15 protein-coding genes are annotated in these 22404 nt (G+C 46.9%); 8 read left to right on the top strand and 7 right to left on the bottom strand.

Going from position 1 to position 22404, the window contains the following annotated elements:
• Positions 1-6: 6 nt before the first annotated feature.
• Genes OP864_RS03200 through mraZ form a run of 4 tightly spaced genes read right to left on the bottom strand, consistent with a single transcriptional unit; the run spans position 7 to position 3882 of the window.
• Positions 7-2166 carry a penicillin-binding protein gene (locus tag OP864_RS03200; RefSeq protein ID WP_270099853.1) on the bottom strand — a complete coding sequence of 720 codons (2160 nt, stop codon included), beginning with the start codon at positions 2164-2166 and terminating at the stop codon, positions 7-9.
• A gap of 9 nt (positions 2167-2175) precedes the next feature.
• On the bottom strand, positions 2176-2517 hold the full coding sequence (locus OP864_RS03195; RefSeq protein WP_270099852.1) for an FtsL-like putative cell division protein: 342 nt from the start codon (positions 2515-2517) through the stop codon (positions 2176-2178).
• Positions 2518-2519: 2 nt separating this feature from the next.
• Complete coding sequence (rsmH, locus tag OP864_RS03190) at positions 2520-3428, bottom strand: 16S rRNA (cytosine(1402)-N(4))-methyltransferase RsmH (RefSeq protein ID WP_270099850.1); 909 nt, start codon at positions 3426-3428, stop codon at positions 2520-2522.
• Positions 3421-3882, bottom strand: coding sequence for a division/cell wall cluster transcriptional repressor MraZ (mraZ, locus tag OP864_RS03185; protein ID WP_270099849.1), 462 nt, complete (start codon positions 3880-3882; stop codon positions 3421-3423). Before mraZ ends, rsmH begins: the two co-directional genes overlap by 8 nt.
• A 1957-nt stretch (positions 3883-5839) precedes the next feature.
• Here mraZ and OP864_RS03180 point away from each other — a divergent pair.
• The 7 genes from OP864_RS03180 to OP864_RS03150 all read left to right on the top strand — a co-directional run bounded on the left by OP864_RS03180 (position 5840) and on the right by OP864_RS03150 (position 13158).
• Positions 5840-6274, top strand: coding sequence for a hypothetical protein (locus OP864_RS03180; protein WP_270099847.1), 435 nt, complete (start codon positions 5840-5842; stop codon positions 6272-6274).
• A gap of 87 nt (positions 6275-6361) precedes the next feature.
• Complete coding sequence (locus OP864_RS03175; RefSeq protein ID WP_270099845.1) at positions 6362-7234, top strand: hypothetical protein; 873 nt, start codon at positions 6362-6364, stop codon at positions 7232-7234.
• 580 nt (positions 7235-7814) lie between these two features.
• Positions 7815-9371, top strand: coding sequence for a T9SS type A sorting domain-containing protein (locus OP864_RS03170; protein ID WP_270099844.1), 1557 nt, complete (start codon positions 7815-7817; stop codon positions 9369-9371).
• 113 nt (positions 9372-9484) lie between these two features.
• Positions 9485-9739: a hypothetical protein gene (locus OP864_RS03165; protein ID WP_015691251.1), complete on the top strand. Its 255-nt coding sequence runs from the start codon at positions 9485-9487 to the stop codon at positions 9737-9739.
• 145 nt (positions 9740-9884) lie between these two features.
• Complete coding sequence (locus OP864_RS03160) at positions 9885-11090, top strand: glycosyltransferase (RefSeq protein WP_270099843.1); 1206 nt, start codon at positions 9885-9887, stop codon at positions 11088-11090.
• Positions 11056-12303, top strand: coding sequence for a bifunctional 3,4-dihydroxy-2-butanone-4-phosphate synthase/GTP cyclohydrolase II (locus tag OP864_RS03155; RefSeq protein WP_349294433.1), 1248 nt, complete (start codon positions 11056-11058; stop codon positions 12301-12303). The genes OP864_RS03160 and OP864_RS03155 overlap by 35 nt, the downstream gene beginning before the upstream one ends.
• Positions 12304-12567: 264 nt before the next feature.
• On the top strand, positions 12568-13158 hold the full coding sequence (locus OP864_RS03150) for a bifunctional nuclease family protein (protein WP_015691247.1): 591 nt from the start codon (positions 12568-12570) through the stop codon (positions 13156-13158).
• Between the two features lie 234 nt (positions 13159-13392).
• Here the strand turns inward: OP864_RS03150 and OP864_RS03145 are convergent, their stop codons facing one another.
• The 3 genes from OP864_RS03145 to OP864_RS03135 form a co-directional block, all read right to left on the bottom strand.
• A complete protein-coding gene (locus OP864_RS03145) occupies positions 13393-16824 on the bottom strand; it encodes a T9SS type A sorting domain-containing protein (protein ID WP_270099840.1) in 3432 nt (1143 codons plus the stop codon).
• A 511-nt stretch (positions 16825-17335) separates the two neighbouring features.
• Positions 17336-18484 (bottom strand): OmpA family protein, encoded by a 1149-nt coding sequence (locus OP864_RS03140; protein ID WP_270099839.1) that lies wholly within the window; start codon positions 18482-18484, stop codon positions 17336-17338.
• A 62-nt stretch (positions 18485-18546) separates the two neighbouring features.
• On the bottom strand, positions 18547-19314 hold the full coding sequence (locus OP864_RS03135; RefSeq protein WP_015691244.1) for an alpha/beta fold hydrolase: 768 nt from the start codon (positions 19312-19314) through the stop codon (positions 18547-18549).
• Between the two features lie 364 nt (positions 19315-19678).
• Between OP864_RS03135 and topA the strand changes: the two genes are divergently transcribed.
• The gene (topA, locus tag OP864_RS03130) at positions 19679-22303 is read left to right on the top strand and encodes a type I DNA topoisomerase (RefSeq protein WP_270099838.1); all 2625 of its coding nucleotides are present in this window, start codon (positions 19679-19681) and stop codon (positions 22301-22303) included.
• The last annotated feature ends 101 nt before the right edge of the window (positions 22304-22404 follow it).

Below are 22404 nucleotides of genomic sequence, written 5' to 3'. Positions count from 1 at the left end.
AAAAACTTATCCGAGAACGAGAGTAATAGTTTGAACAGATTGAATGCTGCGGCCAGCAGGCACCGATTGCGATTTGACTTTTCCTACCCCCAACACCCGAACCCGAAGTCGGTTGTTTTCTAGCAAGAATAGGGCATCTTTAAGGCCCATACCCACTACATTGGGGACCACATCCTTTTGTACATTTCGGCTGCGTAGGTTAATCGAATCATTGCGAATCATACCCACCGCCCAAGGGGTGGCCGAGCTATCGGCAAAGGGCAGATTCAGCTCTTTCATGATGTAGTTGAGGTCTTCCTTTTGGCCCACGGGCAAACGAGGCAAAGTCGCATCGGTATAAACGGCCTCATCGGCATTGAGGGCCTTATGAGAACCCAGAGAAAGCGAGTAGCAATAGTCAGCAATCTTTCTAAATACGGGAGCGGCTACACGACCTCCATAAAAACCAGTACGGGGGTTGGTAATGACCACCACACAAGCATAGGCGGGATTATCGGCAGGAAAAAAGCCCGCAAATGATCCCCGATAGCGCTTGGCTTCGCCCTTTTGTTTATGGGCCTTATAGTTCATAATGGCCGTACCCGTTTTGCCCGCAATATCGTAGCGAGGGGTATAGATACTGTGTGCCGTTCCCTTGGGCGAGGCCACTACTCGTTTAAGCATGTCGGTAGCGGCTTGGATGGTCGCCTCTGAGGCAATTCGGCGCTTGACCACCTTGGGCGGAATCTTTTTGACCACCGAGCCATAAGAGCGAATCTCCGTAACAATTTGCGGCTTCATCATCTGGCCGCCATTGGCCACCGCCGAGTAGAAGGTCAGCATTTGTAGGGGCGTAAGCTCCGACTCATAACCAATAGACATCCAAGGAATGGTAATACCACTCCAATCGCTATTGTTGGGGTCTTTAATATAAGGCTCGCGCTCTCCATCAATATCCACATTGGTAGATTGGGTCAAGACCATATCCGATAGCCGCTGAATAAACTGGCTTTGGCCTTCCTTACTTTTGTTATAATACTTATGCGTCAATTTGGCAATCCCCACATTAGAAGAGATTTCAAAGGCTTTGCCTACGGTAGTCAAACGCAGCCCATGATAAGAGGCATCTTCCATGGTTTCATCATAGAATTGCCAGCGCCCTTCATTGAGGTTGACCGTATCTGTGGGTTTGACATAGCCGTCTTCCATTAGGGCCATAATAGAGGCTAGCTTAAAGGTAGAGCCAGGCTCGGTCCGTTCTCCAACCGCATAGTTGTAGTTTTCCCAAAACTCGGTCCGCTCCTTATTAAACCCAATATTGGCTATGGCCTTAATGGCTCCTGTTTTTACATCCATCACAATGGCACAGCCATGCTCTCCCTCATATTGCTGAAGGCTTTCGAGTAGGGCCCGTTCGGTTACATCTTGAATATTGACATCAATGGTCGTGACAATATCCTGTCCTGCCCGAGGCTCAATTTTAGAAATATCATCTACAGGCACCCAAAGGTCTTTACTTAGGCGCTGCATATATTGTTTGCCTTGTTCTCCAGCCAAAACATCATCAAAAGAACGCTCCAATCCGACCGAAAGGGTATCTGGACCATTAGCTGTTTGGACCACTCGGCTGTAGCCAATGGTTCGGTGGGCCAACATCTTAAAGGGGTATTGCCGCTTGGCCATCTGCTCGACAATCAGACCGCTCTTCAGGCGATCGCCCATAGAGAAAATGGGAAACTCCTTGATCTTCTGCAGCAAAATGTAGCTCACATTGGGCAAAATAGGGTGGTAGCGACGGCTGCTGTCTCGGGCATTGATGAGCTCTTGGCGACAAAGCCCCGGCGTTTTATCCGTATAAACATAGGTGGCTAAACAAGTGGCTAGGGTATCCACATATTTATCAAAGGTATCTCTAGGCACTACTTTGGTATCCCAATGCACCTTAAAATAGGGGAGGGAGGTGGCCAAAAGGCTACCGTCATCGGCTAAGATATTTCCTCTGGGGGCCTTCACATCCTTCAAGGCAATATGCTCTTGCTCGGCTTTCTCACGGAGTTGGCTGCCCTCAAAGTACTGAATACTGGCAATGCGCCCCATGATGAGAATACCAATAAAGCCCATTAGGGCAAAGGTCAGGTAGATCCGCCATAGCACATCCTGTTTGGGCGTCAGTTTAGTGATTTTCATGACCTAGGATTATTCTTTTTTAACTTCAATTTTCTTGGGCTTGCCCTTGAGTGGCTTCAGGCCCAAATGCTCAGAACGCTGAGAAACTCTAGACAACATACTCTCATACATGAGGTCCGATTTGCGGGCATTACTCTCCCAACTGACCTTCTTTAGTTCTCCTTGCAGCTCCCGAATCTCTTTTACCGTTTCTACCGCATAATGCGAGTTGGCAATGTAGATGATCCCCAAAAGGGCCAAGAAAAAAATAAAGTTGATATTCTGAAAGAGCATAAAAGCAAGGGCCTGTAATTGGCTCATCAAAGGGGGAAGCTTAAACTCTCTTCGCTGTTTCTTTTTAGCATTCGCCATAATTAGTCGGCAATTTTTTCTGCAATTCTCAATTTAGCCGAACGCGCCCTAGGGTTCTGGGCAATCTCCTCGGCAGAAGGTAAAATAGGTTTTCTATTGACGGCCTTCAAAGGCTTATAAAAACGGCCATAAATATCTTTTTCGGGCTCTTTGTCAAAACAACCGTTCTTGATCCATTGCTTGACCAAACGGTCCTCTAAAGAATGATAGGTCAATACTACCAAACGCCCGCCTGGCTTGAGCATCTCGCTAGCTTCTTGCAACATCTCCTTAAGGGCCTCAATCTCTTCATTGACTTCCATGCGCAGGGCCTGAAAAAGCTGCGATAAATAACGGTTTTGCTTGCCCCGAATAATGGGCTGAATGAGCTGAAGCAATTGCTCCACCCGCTCAATCTTTTGCCGCTGCCGCCCCTTGACAATGGTCTGGGCCAGGGTCTTAGAATTGCGCAACTCCCCATAAAGCGAGAAAATATGCTGCAATTCCTCCTCTCTGTAGGTATTCAATATATAACGAGCATCTTTCTCCCCATCTTGGCTCATGCGCATATCCAATTCTGCCTCAAAACGAAAGGAAAATCCACGGTCGGCCGTATCAATCTGATGAGAAGAAATCCCCAAATCAGCCAGCACCCCATCTACTTCTCGCACGGCCTCCAAACGCAAAGAGCGCTTAAAGTAACGAAAGTTAAAGGGAAGCAACTCAAAACGAGGATCCTCGGGCACATTAGCCTGAGCATCGGGGTCTTGGTCAAAACCAAAAAGGCGACCGCCCTCTAGCTGCCGCAAAATCTCCCGGCTGTGTCCACCACCACCAAAAGTTACATCTACATAAGTTCCTTCAGCCACTAAATTTAGGGCTTCTACACAAGGCAGGCGCAAAACCGCCTCATGATAATCGTAATCAGACATCTGAGTTCTGCTCTATTTTTCCCATGACAGACTCCGCCAAATCGGCAAAGTCGCCAGGTTCTTCTTCTAAAAGGTTGTCATAGACGGATTTGGCCCAAATCTCTATGCGATTGAAGTAGGCAAAAAGCACCAATTCTTTCGCTATCTGAGCATAATCCAATAAGTTTTTGGGCAAAAGCAAGCGCTGCTGCTTGTCTAGCTGCAAGGGCGTTGCCCCCCGAAAAAAGTAACGCACAAACTGACGGTTTTGCCGCTGGTATAAGTTCAATTGCTGCATCTCTTCGGTTATGCTTTGCCAAGCCGCCTGCGGATAAAGGGTCAAACAAGACTCAAATCCCCGATTTAATACAAATCCCTCAACTGCCGCCGCTGGATATTGGGCCAATAAGGCTGCAGGCAAACGGAACCTCCCCTTTGCATCTATTTTGCAGCTGTATTCTCCCAAAAATTGCATAAATCTAAGTTTAAAGGAGCTTTAGTAATAACTTAGCTACAAATAGCTTAAGCATATTATAAATAAGCATTTGTTCTTTTTGCCCCCTCTAGCCAATCAGACTTGGCCCAAAATATTATTTTTTCCCACTTTTTCCCACTTTTAACCTCCATTTTTCCCTAGGCTTCTCCCTTTTAACAATCATCATTTTTTTGCGAATAGCTTTCTTGTTTTTCAATCAGTTAGCCCTTCTTTTAAGGAGAGATGGGGAGGGCGTGTTTTGGGGCCTCCGCCTCGCTTCGCTCCTCGGCGCTACGTTTCGCAGCTCGCTATTCGCTCGGCCCTGCGGCCTGACGGCCTTGGTCTGGCCTGCGGCCACTGCTGCACATCGCTAGGCCGTTTGGCCTTCGGCCATGGCGGCTTTGCCGCCTTCCATTCATCGCCTAGGGACAAGCCCCTAGGCTAACCCAATGGAGTCAGCCCTAAAGGGCCTCAACTGTTTATATAACTAGCCTTGCTCATCTGCTTTTGCAGAGAAGGGCCATCTTCGTAGAGGACTGTCTGAAAAAGCGAACAAGGACTTTAGTCCGTCAGTTCGCTCAGTTAATAACCCTGGGCTTCAGCCCAGGGCGGTAAGAATAGCCGCCTGTTGACTAAGCTTAAATATTCTAATAGCTCGCCTTTTCTGCCATGGGCTGAAGCCCATGCTTGTGGGGCTATGCAAACTGGCGGGCTAAAGCCCTTGTTTGCTATAAATGATATGGGCCGATGCTCAGCAAACTCCTTCTTAGTCGTCCTGAACTCTATGATATAGCTTGTCAAAGTCATTGAATACAGTTACTAAACTGTTCGTTATAGGTTCCTCTACTGCATAAGAGTCGTCCTGAACTCCATGCTATAGGTTGCAGAAGTGTATAATATACGTTGGATAAGTGTATGATATACGTTAGGGAACTGTACGGTATAGGTTGTGGAACTACATAATATAGGTTGTAGGACCCCAAAATAGACGTCCTAGGACGTCTATTTTGGGGTGTAGGAAGGTACCCTCTGGGGTTAGGGGACGTATCTCATGGAGTTCGGAACGTCTTCCCTGGGGTTAGGGGACGTATCTCATGGAGTTCGGAACGTCTTCCCTGGGGTTAGGGGACGTATCTCATGGAGTTCGGAACGTCTTCCCTGGGGTTAGGGGACGTATCTCATGGAGCTCAGGACGTCTCCTCTGGGGTTAGGGGACGTACCTCATGGAGTTCGGAACGTCTTCTCTGGGGTTAGGGGACGTATCTCATGGAGTTCGGAACGTCCCCTCTGGGGTTAGGGGACGTATCTCATGGAGTTCGGAACGTCCCCTCTGGGGTTTTTGGACCTATACAATGCAGTTCCAGACGTCTATCAAGCAGTAGGAGAACCCTAATTTGGGGTACTAGACCGATAGCTTGAGCTAAACAAGCGGCCTCTTCCACTTTCTAAGCTAAAAAATACAGTAGAGAAGAACTATTTTGGGGTTCTTGGACCTAAACTCTACTTTAGAGGACCCCTATTTTGGGCTTGTGCAACCTCTAGGTTTTGTCGCCTGCTATTCATCGCCTAGGGACAAGCCCCTAGGCTAACCTAATGGAGTCAGCCCTAAAGGGCCTCAAATTATGATTTACGGCTTTGCTCTGTTGTGATTGCAGAGAAGGGCCATATCCAAAGGCCCTCGCAGAGGGCTGTCTGAAAAAGCTAGCCTAGGGGCTTGGCCCTAGGCAGTAAGCATAGCCGCTGTTGACTAAGCTTAAATATTCTAGCAGCTAGTGCCAGGGGCTGAAGCCCATGCTTGCGGGTCTATGCAAAATGGCGGGCTAAAGCCCTTCTTTGCTGTAAATGATATGGGCCAATGGTTTTAACCATCGGCTCATTTTATTGGGTTTGGTATGGAACGGAAAAAGAAGTAGGTTAGTTAATCGAGACTTTAAGCAGAATCTCTAAACAAAAAGATATGATGACAATTACGAATGGGTTTTTGAAACCTTATGTCAAAGCCCTAACGCCTTTGGCCACTTATGAATCTAGGTTTTTTAGGTACTTTTTGCAGGCCCATCATATTCCTGTATCAACAGAGAGTTTAATAAATTGGGAACAGTTAGGACAGAAATACTATGCCTTTGATGTGGAGACAGATGAGGATTGGGTTACTGCTCGGCTAAAAGAAACTAAGTTATCAAAAAATTCAGAGTTAATCGTAGAGTTTGGCTATGGTCCACCAATTTGTAAAGTAAAAACATCGACTTTTATAGCGCACTGGTATGATTTCTATAAGGCCTCGGGCTATATAGGAATCAGCGTAGTCAGTTTAAATTTAAAGTACCTGATAGAATTACGTCATGATACAGGTTTGTTTTATAGTAACTTCAAGATAGATCCAGATTCATAGCAGCTCTTGGTCTGAACGGCAGAGGCTAGGCCTAGCTAAGGCGCAATAGAAAAAAGAGAACTGCCTGCTCATTTGATAAAATAAATTATGAAAAAGACAGATTTTAAAGTTTTGGAATTTGAGGGAATTGATAGCAATATTTTTAAACATCTCTTAGATTCGTACTTGCAAGAAGGGACGAATGGACATTGGTTGTCTGTAAAGTTTGAAAATGAAGACTTTGAATTTATAATAGGTTTTGATGGAAGAATGCCCTCCTATATGAGCGTGGTGGATGCTGCAAGATTAGGGTTAAATGGTTTCTGGGGCGTTTTTCCAGATCAATGTAAAGGGTGGAACGTTATCTACTACAGTAAAAAAAGTCTTTATATAGAATACTTGAGAGGCTTAAGTGAAGATTTCATCATCTTTGATAAAGAAAATCTAGTACACTATAGTCTTCATCTTGATGATCAAACTATTGATTTAGTAACAGAATGGCCACCAATACTGAAAATAATAAACAAAAGAAAACTTTCTTTAGAGGTCGGGAAAAATAACGAGCTCAATCCATTTAAATTTGAGGGATTTGACAGCCGATTTTTTGGAGAAGTAAGCTGTACTTATGTAGAACAGGATCAAGAAAAATCTTTCAAAGTGCACTTTGTGAATGAAAAGTATAAGTTTATTATAGAGTTTCCAGGGAAGCCGATAGCTCCAAGAATAATTGATAACGAATTTGTAAGCTTTGTAAGACGGAGCCCGTTAAAAATAGATGAGGCTTTAACAGAGCAGTATTTGATTTTCTACACGAAAGATAGTGATTACCTTCATGAAAATAGGTTTGGATTCAAAACTGTCTTAAGTGAAAAAGAGTATGAGGATTTGACACATTATGCGCTTTATTTTGAGAACAAGGTGATTGATGTCCTTAGCTATGCCCAGCCTAACTTTAGCATTGGGTTAAGAGGTCCGTTATAAAGGCTATGTTCTATATGAGGAAATTAGTCCTGCTAGTTATGGGCCGATGGTTTTAACCATCGGCTCATTTTTATTACGCTTAGTTTGGCTACTTTTGTTGCTGTGGGTTTCAACCCACAGGTTCAAACAACAACCGTCCAACCACAACCGCAAAGAAAAATCCCCTCGAAGGAGGGGATGGCGATTTTTTCGATAGCCTAGGGCCTTGGCCCTAGGGTTCCTATGAAATTTATGGGGGAGACAAAAGCAAAATCAAACAACCGAAGAAAAAATAATCCTTGTTCAAAGCGGTAGAGGATTTTAATCCTCTCCGCACTATAGATGTAGCATGGGGGTGTTGTATGGCTGCTGGTTTCAACCTGCAGCCACAGCTAGCAGGCCCGAAGGGCCGCAGGCCTAGGGATGGACAGCAGTGGCCGTTAGGCCAGACCAAGGCGCTGAAAGCGCCGAAGGGCCGAGCGAACAGCGAGCTGCGAAACAGCCCGGCCGCCGCAGGCGGCAGGCCCCAAAAAAATGCCCATAGACCTCCTTAAAAGCTGCACAAAATTGTATATTAGGGCGCATCTTAAATTACAATATTATGTTTCGATTATACCAGTTTTTTACTGCCTTCATTTTGTTGGCGCCTGCATTGCTTTGGGCCCAGCAAGCTAGTCATTTAAATTGTGGGACCAGCCATGAGGCCCAAGCCATTGGTTTAGAGCGCCTAGCAGAAAACCGCCGTATAGCCCCCCAACTCTTGGCCGATTGGCAGCAGCAACTACAAAGCCGCAATAGTTTTGACAGTACGGTTTATGTCCCGATTGTCTTTCATCGAGTATCTAGAGGCGATGGAACAGGAGCCGCAACTTATCAGCAATTGCATGATAACCTCTGTGCTATTAATGCCTTTTATGCCGATATGAATGTGGTCTTTTACATTCATGAAATTAACGAAATTGCCAGCACACAGCTATATGTCAATCAAGACAATACGGCCGACTATGTGCGTTCTTTGCACAAACGCAATGGCTATGTTAATATTTATGTAGGGGGGCCATATCAGCAAGGGACGAGCTATGGGGCCTATTATGCGCCCAATTTTGACTGGATTTTTGCCTGGAACAACCAAATTTCTGGGGGAACTACCCTGGCCCATGAATTAGGGCATTATTTTACTTTGGCCCATACATTTTATGGCTGGGAAGGCATGGAATACGCCACCGCATCGGTAAATAATAAGGCTCCAGAAATGGGAAGCAATGGCCGCCCGGTAGAAAAAGTGGTCCGTGGCCAAACTGGCGAAAACTGCCAATGGGCCGCAGATGGCTTCTGTGATACCCCCCCAGATTATGCTTCTGGAGGCGGAGGATGTAGCTTTACCGAAACTTGGAGAGATCCCGATAGCGTCTTGATTACGCCTAGCAGCAATAGGCCGCTAATTAACAACCATATGAGTTACTTCTCTTGCCGGACCAGCTTTACGGACCAGCAAAAAGAGGCCATTATGCTCGATATGATCTCTAGAGGACAACATTATAATGCCGCCCCAGCCGCCCTCACTGCCGATGGTACACCCAGCCTGAGCTTTCCAGAAGATGGGGGACTTATCCCCAATGTAGACCAGGGGGTAGAGTTGCGCTGGCAGGCCGCTAATGCCGCTCATGCCTATTGGGTTGTGGTAGAAAAAGTGACGCCCAATACTTGTATTCCCACCGGACAAACTCAGGAGTTTATGGTGCAAGGAACCTACCTTTGGTTGGACCTAGAACCTGGACAATATTACCGCTGGAGCGTTCGGGCGATGGGAGCCGAAAATCCCTGTAACTATAATGCAAGCCCCTGGGCTTGCTTCCGTACAGAGGCTTGGACCACCGCAGTAGCGGCTACAGAACAATTGGCCAGCGCCAAACTTTGGCCCAATCCACAGGCGGCAGGCCAAGAGCTGATCTTGTCTTTAGCAAGCGCCCAAAGCCAAAAAGTCAGCCTTGACATTTATAACAACTTGGGCCAGCGCCTCTCTAGCCAAAGCCTTTCTTTAGTGGCTGGCGAACAGCTTTTGCACATCAGTACCCAAGATTTGCCAGCCGGACACTACTGGCTCAATTTGCAAATGCAAGGAGAAAATAAGCAACTGCCTTTTGTTTTAGTCAACTAAAAAAGGAAGGGGCCAATTGGTTTTTTAAGAGATAAACTATATTTTTACCGCTAATCTATTAAGATTTCATTAGCACACTAGGCCTTTTGGCCCTACTATAATTCCTTTAGAATATGTCTAGAAAACAATATGCCCCTCCTGGTGGATCTCATGAAAAGAAAATGACCCGCCGTGAGAAGAAAAAAATGCGCAAAGAGAATCCCTTACAACCATTAGAGCAAACTACAGAAGTGGTGGAAGAGGAAAACATGATGATCACCGCCCCCGATGAGGAAGATCGCAAGCAGTTGCGTATGCTCACCATCATTGCAGTCGTCAGTCTTTTTGCCCTTATGTTCTTGATGTACTTTGTCTTCATCTCGACCTAATTGGCCAAAATGCCAAGAAAAAAGAGTCAGCCTTTTCAGGTTTGACTCTTTTTTTATGCCGCCTACGGCCCAGCAGTCAGTTTTTCAATCACTTCTTCCACTAAGGCGAAAAATATGCGTAGTTTTGCGGCCTAAAAGCAGCTAAATGATATTTGGAATAGGGCTTACGATTTTTTTGCTTTCCTCTTTTGCCGTGGTGTACACTTATGTACTCTACCCCCTTTTGCTGCGCTTTCTGAGCCAAGGAAAAGCCCTGCAAGGCAGCACTTATGCCCAAGAAGATCCCGATTTGCCTGTTTTGGCCGTGCTCATGGCCGCCCATAATGAGGAGCTGGTCTTGGAGCAAAAGATGCAGCATCTATTAGCGGCTGAATATCCTGCCCAAAAGCTGCATATTTATGTGGGCTCCGATTGCTCTACAGATGCCACCAATGATATCATGCAGGCTTATGCGGCCCAATATCCTAGCCGCATTCACTTTTTCCCTTTCCAAGAACGACAAGGCAAACCCGCTATCATTAACCAATTGGCCGAGGCGGCCAAGGCCGTATCGGCTGAGGTCCTCCTGATCACCGATGCCAATGTAATGCCCAAACCGGCCAGTATTTACGAGCTGCTCAAGCACTTTAAGCAAAGGGATATTGTCCTGGTCGATAGCAATATTCAGCATTATGATAGTGAGGCGGCAGGCATTGGCCGCAACGAACAGGGCTATATCTCTCAGGAAGTACAGGCCAAATACCAAGAAGGCCTAATTTGGGGCCGTACCCTAGGCCCATTAGGGGGCTTTTTTGCCCTGCGGGCCAGCCATTTTTCAGCGATTCCCAAAGGCTATTTGGTCGATGATTTTTATTGGGCCATGCGGGCCTTTGAGCAGGGCGGCCGAGCCATTAGCGAACTCAAAGCCCTTTGCCTAGAAGATGTATCGGGCAACCTAGCCGGAGAGTTCCGCCGAAAGGTGCGCATTGCCAGTGGCAACTATAAAAACTTGGCCACCTTTAAGCATCTGCTTTTGCCCAAATGGGGGAGCCTGGCCTTTGTATTTTGGTCGCATAAGGTCCTCAGATGGCTCGGTCCTGTTTTTATAGTGTTAAGTTGGAGCAGTTTGGCCCTGCTCAACCTCCTAGACAACAACTTAATCTGGCCCCTCTTGTTTACAGGACAAAACCTCTTATTTTTTATCGTTCCATTGCTCGATTGGCTATTAGAGCAAATGGGCATACATCAGAAGTACCTGCGGTACATCCGATATTTTTTAGCCATGAATATTGCCCTAGTTAAGGGATTTATCAACTATATAAAAGGAGTCAAAACCAATGTCTGGCAACCAACAAAACGAAAGCTTGGATAGAAAACTGGATAGTATTGAAGCTGCCATTCAGGATATTCGCGACGGAAAAATCATTATTGTAGTCGATGATGAGGACCGTGAAAATGAAGGGGATTTTATCTGCGCCGCAGAAAAAATTACTCCAGAACTGGTCAACTTTATGGCCACTCATGGCCGTGGCCTCATCTGTACGCCCCTCACCGAGGACCGCTGTAGAGAACTCAATCTCAAACCCATGGTCCAAACCAATACCTCGCATCATGAAACGGCCTTTACCATTTCTGTCGACCTGATTGGCCATGGTTGCAGCACGGGAATTTCAGCCTACGACCGCTCTACCGGAATTCGCCTGCTTACCGACCCTAATACGAGCTGGACCGATTATGCCCGCCCAGGCCATATCTTCCCACTTATCGCTAAAGATGGAGGCGTTTTGCGCCGTGCTGGACATACCGAGGCGGCTGTAGACCTCGCTCGCTTGGCTGGCTTGGCTCCCGCTGGCGTTTTGGTCGAAATCCTCAATGAAGATGGGACCATGGCCCGCCTACCCGATTTGATGAAGGTGGCCGAACGCTTCGACCTTAAAATTATTTCTATTGCCGACTTGATCAAGTACCGAGTAGAAAACGAAAAGTTGGTAGAGCGCCTCATTGATGTGCAAATGCCTACCGAATACGGCGATTTTCAATTGATCGCTTTTGAAGATAAGACCAGAAATGAAACGCATTTGGCCCTCAAAAAAGGCGACTGGAAGGCCGATGAACCCGTTTTGGTTCGGGTGCACTCTTCTTGCCAAACTGGCGATATCTTGGGCTCTCTCCGCTGCGATTGTGGCCCCCAATTGCATGCGGCCATGAAGCAGATTGAGGCAGAAGGCAAGGGACTTTTGCTCTATATTATGCAAGAAGGCCGCGGCATTGGCCTGCTCAATAAACTCAAGGCCTATAAGCTACAAGAGCAGGGCTATGATACCGTAGAAGCTAACCTCATGCTCGGTTTTAAGGCCGACGAAAGAGATTATGGTATTGGGGCGCAAATTCTTAGAGAGCTAAAAATCAGTAAGATGCGCCTAATGACTAACAACCCCACCAAGCGCATTGGCCTAATTGGTTACGGTCTAGAAATCGTAGAAAATGTAGAGCTAGAAATTGAGCCCAATGAGCACAATGAGTTCTATCTCTTTACCAAAAGAGACAAAATGGGCCATTCTATTCTAGAGAAGAAGAAGTCTTAGGATTTGGGGCTGCCCCGCCCTAGGGGCGGGTCGGGCTGTGTCGCAGCTCGCAGGTCTGCTCGGCCCTGCAGGCCTTTGCCGCTTTGCGGCAAAGGCCTTGGGTCTGCCGCCTTTGGCGGCCCTGCTATCCATCCCTCAGCCTGCGGCGGCTTCGCCGCCTGTACCCTGCAAAAAAGCCCTGCCGATAAAGCAAAAGGGCTTTTTTGCTTTCCTATAATTTTTTATCTTTGTGGCCTTTGCTGTTCAAACACAACGCATCACCAAATGAAAAAAGTAGAGTTAGAAATTGTCGCCCTTTCGCATAGTTTGGCCCAATCGCAGAATTATGCCGTAGTTTTAGGCGAAATGGGGGGCAGCCGTCGTTTGCCCATTGTTATCGGAGGATTTGAGGCCCAGGCTATTGCTGTGGCCATGGAGGGCATGCAAGCCAGCCGTCCTATGACCCATGACCTGTTCCGCAATACCATTGAGACCCTCAATGTAGAACTTCAGGAGGTTATTATTAGTAATTTGGTGGATGGTATTTTTTATGCCAATTTGGTGTTTATCCAGAATGGCAAAACCATAGAAATTGACTCTAGAAGTTCGGATGCTTTGGCCCTGGCGGTCCGCTTTGATTGCCCAGTATATACCTATGAGTTTATCTTGGAGCAGGCGGGTATTGTGCTAGAGGAAGAAACCGAAAGAGAGATGGAAGAGGCCAAAAACCGTCGTCAGGAACAACAAAAAAGCCGTTCATTAGAAGATTTGAGCCTAGAAGAACTAGAGCGCAAGCTCGATGAGGTTTTGCAGGCCGAAAACTATGAGCAGGCGGCAAAGATCCGAGATGAAATGAATCGCCGAGGAAGCAACTAAGCTTTCTTGGTCCAGATAAAGAAAAGCCGCTCTCCCAAAAGGGAGAGCGGCTTTTTGCGTTTTGCAGGCGGCGAAGCCGCCGCAGGCCCAGCGCTGCGGAGCCGTGGCCGCAGGCCAGACCCAAGCCGCCGCAGGCGGCTGCAGGGCCGAGCAGACCTGCGAGCGGCGGAGCATAGCGGCGGCCGACCTAGGCGAAGCCTAGCCGGCCGCGGGCCCCAAAACCCAGTAGAAAAACTATTTAATTTTAGAAAAGCGCAGTGTTTTTTGGTAGCTACCGCCTTCACTTTTGATGCAAATAAAATACTGGCCAGCGGGCAAATTGGCCAGGGGAGAAAGCTCAAACTCTTGGATGCCTGCCTGCAGGGCTAGTTGAGGTATTTGGGCCAAATTGCGGCCAAGTACATCCGTAATTTGGACCTCTAGCTGCATATCTTGAGGCAATTGCAGGCGCAAAAAGGCCGTAGAGCGGCTAGGATTGGGGTAGAGCGTCAAGAAATTGAAGCCCTTATCATCCTGATAGCGGAAATGTCGTTGTTCACAGATTTGCTCTAGGCTTCCATCCAGTTTTTCGAGAACCAAGCGATAATAGTAATCGCTATTGGGCCAGAGGATCTGGTTTTCTTGCCATTGGTAGTTTTGTTCTGCCGCCTGATTGCCTGCAGAAGGGACAAAAGCAATGCGTTGGAAATCGCCATCTGTATGAGCTCTTTCGATATGGATACCTGCATTATCTTCTTCTTGGGCTAGGGTCCAAAAGAGGCGAGGCTGTCCAGATTCGCTATTTTCGACTTGGAAATTCTCGCAATTGGCGTTCAAGAGAATACAGCTAATCGTCACATTATTGGTGATGGCACAACTGCCATCTGTTGCATTGACTTGGTAGGTTGTGCTAGCGCCTATTGGGCTAGCTGTAGGGTTGGCAATATTGGGATCGGAAAGGGTGGCTGCAGGGGTCCAGTTATAGTTACTAGCGCCACCAGTTTCATAGTCTACATTACTGCTAACAAGACAAGAATAATTGCCCGAGCAAGAGAAGTTTACATTATTGTTGGGGACAAGGGTAAGGGCCACTTGGCCGTCGTCATTCCAGTTGTTCCAGCTAGCGCTAGGAATAAGGACCGTATTGCAAAAGCCAGGAGAGCCACAATCCGAATAAGAGGCGCCAGCAGTCACTTCATTAAAAAAGCCAAGGCTAACTCCATCTTCGCCAAAGAGCTCTACGCCCTCGCTAGTGGCGCCATAATCGCCTTCTAGGCAAAACTCTAGAGAAACATTGCTAGAGGCATCGGGAACAGCACCATTAAAGAGGAGTTGGTGCGTATGATTGAGGGTTGTTCCAGAGCAATCGCCGCCGCCAGAGGCAGGGGTACAATAGCTAAGCTCCATACGAAGCGAGTCTCCACCACAGAGGCTTTCATTGATTCCACCTTGGTCGGTTGCAGTAAAGACAATGCTGCCATTGGCGGCCCAGCTAGCGAGTTGGGCATCGGTTAGGGTAATGGTTGTGGTATGTACGGTACCGCATTGGGTACCCGAGCCCCCAATACTACCTATAGCTAGGCCATTTTCATCGGTAATGTCCCAGATTTCATTACTACCATTAAGGTCTCCATAGGCATAGATGGTGAGTGTACCACCTCCTGAAGCGCCTGTAGGGGTAGCGGGAAAGGTCATATTAGTAACATCCGTTAGGCTAGCGCCAGAAGCTTGGATGGCTTGATCGTAGCAGCTAGCGGCAGTGCTAAGAGGCATAGCTTCACTATAATTGCTAGCGCCACAATAAGAAAGCGTAATAGAGACCGAATCATCGGTACAGAGGCTGGGGTTCACGCCAGAAGAGCCAATAGAAGTAAAGCTAACGGTTCCATCTGCTGCCCAGCTAGCGAGTTGGGCCTGAGAAACCGTAATACTGACACATTCGGCGGCACCACATTGAGCGGGGCCGCTTGCATCGGCAATAGTGGTTAGTGTATTTCCATTTTCATCTTGGATGGTCCAGTTTTCAGTAGTGCCATCAATATCTCCTTGCACGCAAATATCGAGGGTTGCGCCAGCGCTAGGCGAAGTAGGGATGCCCGTAATATTATGGGTATTATTATTTGTGAGAGCGGGATTAGAGATGACATTTCGGGCGGTGACACAATTGGAGGAACTTAAAGGCACTCCATTAACCAATAGTTGGGCATCGAGTTGAACGGGAGGATCGCCAGTACAATAGTTATTTGTACTAGCCGATACATTGACCTGAATATCTTGGTCAATAATATTGACGGCATTTGTGGCGGTACAGCCAGTAGCGCCATCGGTAAAGGTTACGCGGTAAGTGCTAGGGGCATTAACGGTAGCTGTGGGGTTTTGGCAATTGGTGCAGGAGAGACCAGCTGCGGGGCCCCAGGCATAGGTTCCGGCTGTTCCAGAGTTAGCCGATAGGGCGGTAGTTAGTGTTTGGCTGGGGCATTTTTCAATATTTTGGTTGCCCATACGGACCGTAGGAAGCTGGACAGTATAGCCTAAAACCTGAAAACCGGGGATAGGGCAGGAGTTTTCCTCAAAAGTAAGGGTAAAATTATAGTTGGCTAGGGCGCCGTTAGGGACGGTCCAGTTTACATCAATATAGGCGGGATTGACATTATCGACAATAGTGGTGGTGGCGCCGGGAAGGTTGGCCGTTACGGTTTCAGAAATCTGGATCAGGTCGGCGGCATCGGGATCTTGGGCCCGTACTCTAAAGCTCATATTGTTGCCCTCACAGGTAGAGAAGGTGGTTCCGCTAAGGCTAGCCCCAGAAACATTGCTAACGGGATCTACAGCGAGTACATTATTGCTACAGTTAATGACCACAATTTGCATATCTCGGATTGTATTGCCGATCAGGACCCCATTTCTAAATTCCTCGACAAGGACGGCAATGGCGGCAATTTGTGTACCATTGGGGGTAATACTAATTTGCCCTGTATTGGGGGTAAACCCAAATGGCCCTGTGGTGCTCATGGGTTGGTTAGCGGTAAAGCCGCCACTAAAGGTAACGCCTGTTCCTGCATTATCTAGGGGCGTAATCAAGCTATAGGCAATAGAATCTCCCTCGGCATCAATAACGCCATGGTTGTATTCAAAAGGAACGCCCTCGCAGATATATGGAACTGGGGGCGTGGTAAAAGAAGGCGAGCTATTGCATCCGCCATCTACATTATTGAGTAAGGCCTCAATATACATCCAAGCAGAGCCGGGGTTAGTAATATTGGTGACCACATTATTGCGGTTTCCTGTACGATAAGACAAAACCCAGTCGGTACAGGCGGCGGGCAGCGTAATGGTCCCGCTATATTGATAGACCTCAATTCCTTGTAGGCTTCCGCCATTACAGCTAGAGTTGGGCAATTCGGCAGGGCAGAGGGGAGAGGCTTCTGCAAAAGATGTTTGTGTAAGTGTGACAGAGGTAGACTGCCCGCAAGAAGCCGAGTTAATGTTAATAAGAGCTGAAGAAGGAGCCGATACACCAGCACAGTCTCTATAGAATTGTAGGTTGACTTGATACTGGTTTCCGCCCAGACATTGATAGGTTAGATCTGCCCCTACAATATGGGTAGCAGAGCTGTAGAATGGGAGCAATAGAAGGGCCAGGCCAATCCATAAGGATTTAGCTAGCCTTGGTTTCAAGGGATTCATAAATAGCTAGTTAGGTTAGATTTATTAGATAGGTGTTTTTGTTTTTCGGAAACAAAAATATGGAATTATATTTTGTTCTTCATAACAACTAGGCTTTGATCCACATAAAATTTAATCAACTCTTAAATTTGGTCTTGAAGGTTAACCGCCTAAAGGCTTATATTTCTCTCTTCAAAAATTGGTGCTAAGGCCCTTTCTTGCTTTGTTTTGTGAGAGAGGGACTACAGATAAAAGCTACACTATTCTATTATTTGTCCCTGTACTTTTGTCCACTAAAAGTCCTCCTTTATTTTTGCCCTTAGGCCAAGGGCTGGCTTGGCCCAGCGCTGCGCAGCCGTGGCCGCAGGCCAGACCCAAGCCGCCGCAGGCGGCTGCAGGGCCGAGCAGAGAGCGAGCGGCGCAGCATAGCGGCGGCCGAGCTAGGCGAAGCCTAGCCGGCCGCGGGCCCCAAAACAAAAAAAAGCCCATCCTTGCAAAACAAGAATGGGCCATAATTAGGCTTTTTGAATAGCTATTCGCAGCTGAGTTGTACCTCTACGCGGCGGTTGAGGGCGCCTCCCTCGGGCAAAAGCGGCTTTTCGAGACCATAGTATTCAATCTCGATGCGCCAGGGCGAGATGCCCATCATAGAGAGCCAGCGCTGTACCTTATAGGCTCGTTTTTTAGAGAGCTCCTTCATGCGTTCCTTATCGCCAAAAATATCGGTATGTCCGATAACGGTCAGCTTAGAGTTGGGGTGTTTTTCCATAAAGTCAAAGACATAATGCAAGACCTGCTTACATTTGACCATCCCCTTAAAGTCGGTGGTACCATCCTGAAACTGCAAGCCATCAAGGACCAAAGGTTGGCCACAAACGACATCTTCTGCATAGCGAACCCGAGCCACGCCACCTGGCTCTTCTGAAGCAGGAATTTTAGGCGTTTTGGGGATGGGCTTGGGTTTAGGCTCTTTTTTGGGCTCTACTTTAGGTTTGGGTTTAGGCTTAGGTTTAGGCTTGGGCTCCACCTTAGCAATAGGATCTTTGGGTTCTACCTTAGGCTCTACCTTGGGTTTGGGCTTGGGTTTTTTGTTGGTGTTTACGCCAAATTTGCGCTCAAATTTTCGGACATTTTCTTCAGAGTCCGCAATTTTACCCAAGCTTTCATCATTCCAAGTTTTTAGCTTAACATCAAAGCAATTAAAGTGATTTTGGTCAAATTCATGGCCACGGCCTTCAATGAAATCGGCGGTTTTAACATCATTGGGCAGGCGCTCAAAATGCACCTCACAGCTAAAAACTGTATAGCCAAAACCATCCAAAGACATATATTCGCCCTTGCTTCTGAGGTGGCGAGCCATCATCTGGCTATTTCTCCGAATGTTTTTAATGGCTTTGAGATTAAAAGAACGCCCATCTTTGGCCCGCAAATACCAAGGCGCTTCTCCGCCAGGAGGATAAAAAATGGCACTAATACCTTGACCAGAGCGACAAACAAAACGAAAATAAAAAATGGTTTCGTTTTTTGTATACTCAATTTTATCCAAAATGTAGTTATCCTGCCATTTCCGATAAACGGGCTTATGATCGGTATACTCCTTTTGGGCCAAGAGGGGAGCGCTCAGCCAACAACTTAGAAAAAGAAAAATAGAGAGTAATCTCAGGGGAACATGCATCCTCATTTATATTTATTTTTAAGTGAACTTAATGGTTAGTTTTTGCAAATCAAAAGACTTACCAAACCTTAATCCTGAGCAAAAAACTTACGCAAAGTCGCCAAAAATTCTTGAGGTTGCTCAGCATGTACCCAATGCCCCGCATTTGCTATTGGGGCAATTTGGGCCGCAGGAAAATACTGTTGGTAGTCGGCCAGCTCGGCCGGATTGATGTACTTAGAGTTAACGCCCTGCACAAATAGGGTAGGACCTTCATATTGCTCTTCAGGCAAACTGTTGGCCAAAATGTCTTGATAGTGCGCCGCAATGACAGGCAGGTTCATTTTCCAACGATAGCCCCCAGCCCGCTCTCGACTCAGATTTTTGAGCAAAAACTGAACAACGCCCTCCTCCGGAATACTTTTCCGCAAATGACTTTCTGCCTCCGACCGACTCGCCAACTCCCGCAAGGGCAGGGCTTGCATGGCCGCAATAATCGTTTCATGATTGCCCGAATAACTTTTGGGCGCAATATCTACAACTACCAGTTGCTCTACCATATCGGGCTCTTCCAAGGCCAGTTGCATGGCCACTTTGCCCCCCATAGAATGTCCCAAAATTTTGGCCTCATATAGCCAATTGTCTTCCATAAACCGCCGAATATCATCGGCCATTAGGGCATAACTAAAGTCTTCTGAATGCGGCGACTTGCCATGGTTGCGCAAGTCTACCAAAAATACCATATATTCTTCAGCCAATTCCTTGGCCACATATTGCCAATTATCCAACATCCCAAACATCCCATGCATAATCACTATGGGCTTGCCCGCTCCGTACTGCTTAAAATTTAATTTCATTTGTTATATATTTAGTTAATTTTTTGGGGCCTCCGCTGCGGCTTTGCCTTGCGGCGCTACGTTTCGGGGCTCGCAGGTCTGCTCGGCCCTTCGCTTTTTTCGCTTTGCTCAAAAAGCTCGGTCTGGCCTTCGGCCACCCCTACACATCGCTAGGCCAAAAATAGCCCAGTTTTAAGCCGCACAGTAGGGCGATAAAACAATTTTTCTGGCAAAAAGCTGTCTTTTTCTTGATTTTTACAAAAAAATAAGCGTTCATCTTTTCACAAATACAGAAAAAACTTAGTATTAGGGCAAGGATTATCTCCCCCTACCCAATTTTTGCCCTAAAGCCACCCTCTTTAAGGCACACCTATTTAAACTTACTATGGCCAAAAATCTATTAATCGTCGAGTCGCCTGCTAAGGCCAAAACTATTGAAAAATATCTCGGTAAAGACTTTACCGTGAAGTCGAGTTTCGGACATATCCGAGACCTCATCAAAAATTCTAAAGATAAAAAAGCTATCGAAGTGGACAATAATTATAAGGTCCACTACGAAATCTCTCCCGCCAAAAGAAAGGTGGTCAGCGAACTCAAAAGCTGGGTCAAAAAAGTTGATGAGGTCTGGCTCGCAACGGATGAAGACCGCGAAGGAGAAGCCATCTCTTGGCACCTCGCTAAGGTGCTCAATCTAGATGTGCATAAAACAAAGCGCATCGTCTTTCGCGAAATTACTAAACCCGCTCTCCAAAAAGCAATTACGGCTCCCCGCCTGATTGATTTGGACCTAGTAAATGCCCAGCAAGCTCGCCGCGTCCTCGACAGATTGGTCGGCTTTGAGCTCTCTGAATTACTCTGGAAGAAAATCCGTGGAAAACTCTCCGCCGGCCGTGTCCAATCAGTGGCCGTCCGCCTAGTGGTAGAAAAAGAACGCGCTATTGAGGAGTTTACTCCCGAAGCCTTCTTTGCTGGCACGGCCAGCTTTTTGGTCCCCAACGAAAGAGGGGGAACCTCTAAACTACAGGCCAAACTCTATAGCCGAGAGAGCAAAAGTAAAGAACTACATATTGATACCGTAGAAGAGGCTCAGGCTTTCTTGAAAGATTGTATTGGCGCTGAATTTACCATTGAAGATATTGAGGTTAAAGATAGTAAACGCCGCCCACCTGCCCCCTTTACTACTTCTACCCTCCAACAAGATGCTTCGCATAAGCTGTATTTTAGTGTGGCCAAAACAATGCAGGTGGCCCAAAGGCTATATGAGGCCGGTCATATTACTTATATGCGTACCGACTCGACCAATCTTAGCCAAACTGCCATGCAAGCGCTAGAAGCCGAGATTAAAAGTTCTTTCGGCCCTAAGTATTACCAAGCCCGTAGCTTTAATAATAAAAAAGGCGCCCAAGAGGCTCACGAAGCCATCCGCCCCACCAATGTAGAGAAAAAAGTGGTCAGCAATAACCGAGACGAACAACGCCTCTATGACCTCATCCGCAAAAGAACCTTGGCTAGCCAAATGGCCGATGCACTGCTCGAGAAAACTACAGTAACCATCAATATCTCTAGCCGCCCAGATGAAATTTTCTTGGCCAAAGGAGAAGTGATTAAGTTTGAAGGCTTTTTGGCCCTCTATCTGGTCCATAAAGAAGAGGAGGAAGAAGAGGACGATAGCAATAGCGATCTGCTCCCTCCCATGAAGCTGGGCCAAAAACTCAAAAACGAAAATATCGATGCCACCGAACGCTTTAGCCGAGGCCCTTCTCGCTATGCAGAAGCTTCTTTGGTTAAGGAATTAGAGAAAAGAGGGATCGGCCGACCCTCTACTTATGCCCCAACGATTACCAAAATTATGGACCCTAGCCGCGGCTATGTGACTAAGGAAACTAGAGAGGGCCAAGAACGTAATTATCGTAAGCTCTCTTTGGTCCAAGAAGTCGCAGAAATTAAAGCGGAGGAACTCACCGAAAAATACGGTACCGAGAAAAATAAACTCTTCGCTTCTGATTTGGGCAAACAGGTGACCGATTTCTTGATGGAGCATTTTGGCGATATCATGGACTATAATTTTACCGCCGATGTAGAAGACCGCCTCGATAAGGTGGCCGAGGGCCAAGAACAATGGCAAAAAATGCTGGACCTCATCTATAAGCCCTTCCATAAATTAGTAGAACAAACCGCCGAAGATGCCGACCGCGTCACTGGAGAACGAATTTTAGGTAAAGATCCCAAAACGGGACATACCCTCCTCGTCCGTATTGGCCGCTATGGCCCCTTGGCCCAAATTGGTGCCCCCGATGAGCTTGGCGAAGAGGAAAAACCTCAATATGCCAACCTCAAAAGAGAACAGTCTATTGAAACGATCACTTTTGAAGAGGCCCTAGAGCTCTTTAAGTTGCCCAGAAATATCGGAAGCTATAAAGGCCAAGAGCTAGAAGTAAATTCTGGCCGCTATGGCCCCTATGTCAAGTTTGATGGCAAGTTTATTTCTCTGCCCAAAGGCGCTGACCCTATTTCATTTACTTATGAAGAGGCGGTTCCATTAGTAGAGGCCCGAATCAAAGAAGATGCGCCAATTGGCCACTTCAAAGATTTACCCATTACAAAGGGCGCTGGCCGCTTTGGCCCTTTTGTCAAATGGAACAAGATGTTTGTTTCTATCACGAAAGGCTCTGGCTTTCAATTAGAGACAATCACGGAGGCCCAAGCTATTGAACTGATTGAGGCCAAACTAGAAAAAGAAGCCAACCGCTATATCCAAAAATGGCCCGATTATGCCCTCAATATCGAAAATGGCCGCTGGGGACCCTTTATCCGCTCAGGCAAAAAATCGTACAAATTACTCAATGCCGAAGGTAAAAAATTAACCCCAGAAGAAGCCAAAGAGGTTACGCTAGAACGTGCGATCGAATTGGTGGAAGAACAAGGCGGTAAGGTCAAAAAACCTAAAGCCAAGAAAACAACGGCCAAAAAGAAAACCACAAAAAAAACCACAAAAAAAACCACAAAATAATATTTGTCTCTTTAGCTATAAGGAGCGAACAGGATTTTCTGTTCGCTCCTTTTTTTTGCCCTAAAAGTTGGCCCCAGCCCAAGCCAAGCGTGGGGCCCAAC

The sequence above is a fragment of the Saprospira grandis genome, from assembly GCF_027594745.1.
GTDB lineage: Bacteria > Bacteroidota > Bacteroidia > Chitinophagales > Saprospiraceae > Saprospira > Saprospira grandis.
This window is presented reverse-complemented; position numbering and strand designations above follow the sequence as displayed.

What these genes read in the sequence shown, in the direction of transcription:
- OP864_RS03200 (WP_270099853.1), bottom strand. Translation starts at nt 2,166, where the DNA reads ATGAAAATCACTAAACTGACGCCCAAACAGGATGTGCTATGGCGGATC.
- OP864_RS03195 (WP_270099852.1), bottom strand. Translation starts at nt 2,517, where the DNA reads ATGGCGAATGCTAAAAAGAAACAGCGAAGAGAGTTTAAGCTTCCCCCT.
- rsmH (WP_270099850.1), bottom strand. Translation starts at nt 3,428, where the DNA reads ATGTCTGATTACGATTATCATGAGGCGGTTTTGCGCCTGCCTTGTGTA.
- mraZ (WP_270099849.1), bottom strand. Translation starts at nt 3,882, where the DNA reads ATGCAATTTTTGGGAGAATACAGCTGCAAAATAGATGCAAAGGGGAGG.
- OP864_RS03180 (WP_270099847.1), top strand. Translation starts at nt 5,840, where the DNA reads ATGATGACAATTACGAATGGGTTTTTGAAACCTTATGTCAAAGCCCTA.
- OP864_RS03175 (WP_270099845.1), top strand. Translation starts at nt 6,362, where the DNA reads ATGAAAAAGACAGATTTTAAAGTTTTGGAATTTGAGGGAATTGATAGC.
- OP864_RS03170 (WP_270099844.1), top strand. Translation starts at nt 7,815, where the DNA reads ATGTTTCGATTATACCAGTTTTTTACTGCCTTCATTTTGTTGGCGCCT.
- OP864_RS03165 (WP_015691251.1), top strand. Translation starts at nt 9,485, where the DNA reads ATGTCTAGAAAACAATATGCCCCTCCTGGTGGATCTCATGAAAAGAAA.
- OP864_RS03160 (WP_270099843.1), top strand. Translation starts at nt 9,885, where the DNA reads ATGATATTTGGAATAGGGCTTACGATTTTTTTGCTTTCCTCTTTTGCC.
- OP864_RS03155 (WP_349294433.1), top strand. Translation starts at nt 11,056, where the DNA reads ATGTCTGGCAACCAACAAAACGAAAGCTTGGATAGAAAACTGGATAGT.
- OP864_RS03150 (WP_015691247.1), top strand. Translation starts at nt 12,568, where the DNA reads ATGAAAAAAGTAGAGTTAGAAATTGTCGCCCTTTCGCATAGTTTGGCC.
- OP864_RS03145 (WP_270099840.1), bottom strand. Translation starts at nt 16,824, where the DNA reads ATGAATCCCTTGAAACCAAGGCTAGCTAAATCCTTATGGATTGGCCTG.
- OP864_RS03140 (WP_270099839.1), bottom strand. Translation starts at nt 18,484, where the DNA reads ATGAGGATGCATGTTCCCCTGAGATTACTCTCTATTTTTCTTTTTCTA.
- OP864_RS03135 (WP_015691244.1), bottom strand. Translation starts at nt 19,314, where the DNA reads ATGAAATTAAATTTTAAGCAGTACGGAGCGGGCAAGCCCATAGTGATT.
- topA (WP_270099838.1), top strand. Translation starts at nt 19,679, where the DNA reads ATGGCCAAAAATCTATTAATCGTCGAGTCGCCTGCTAAGGCCAAAACT.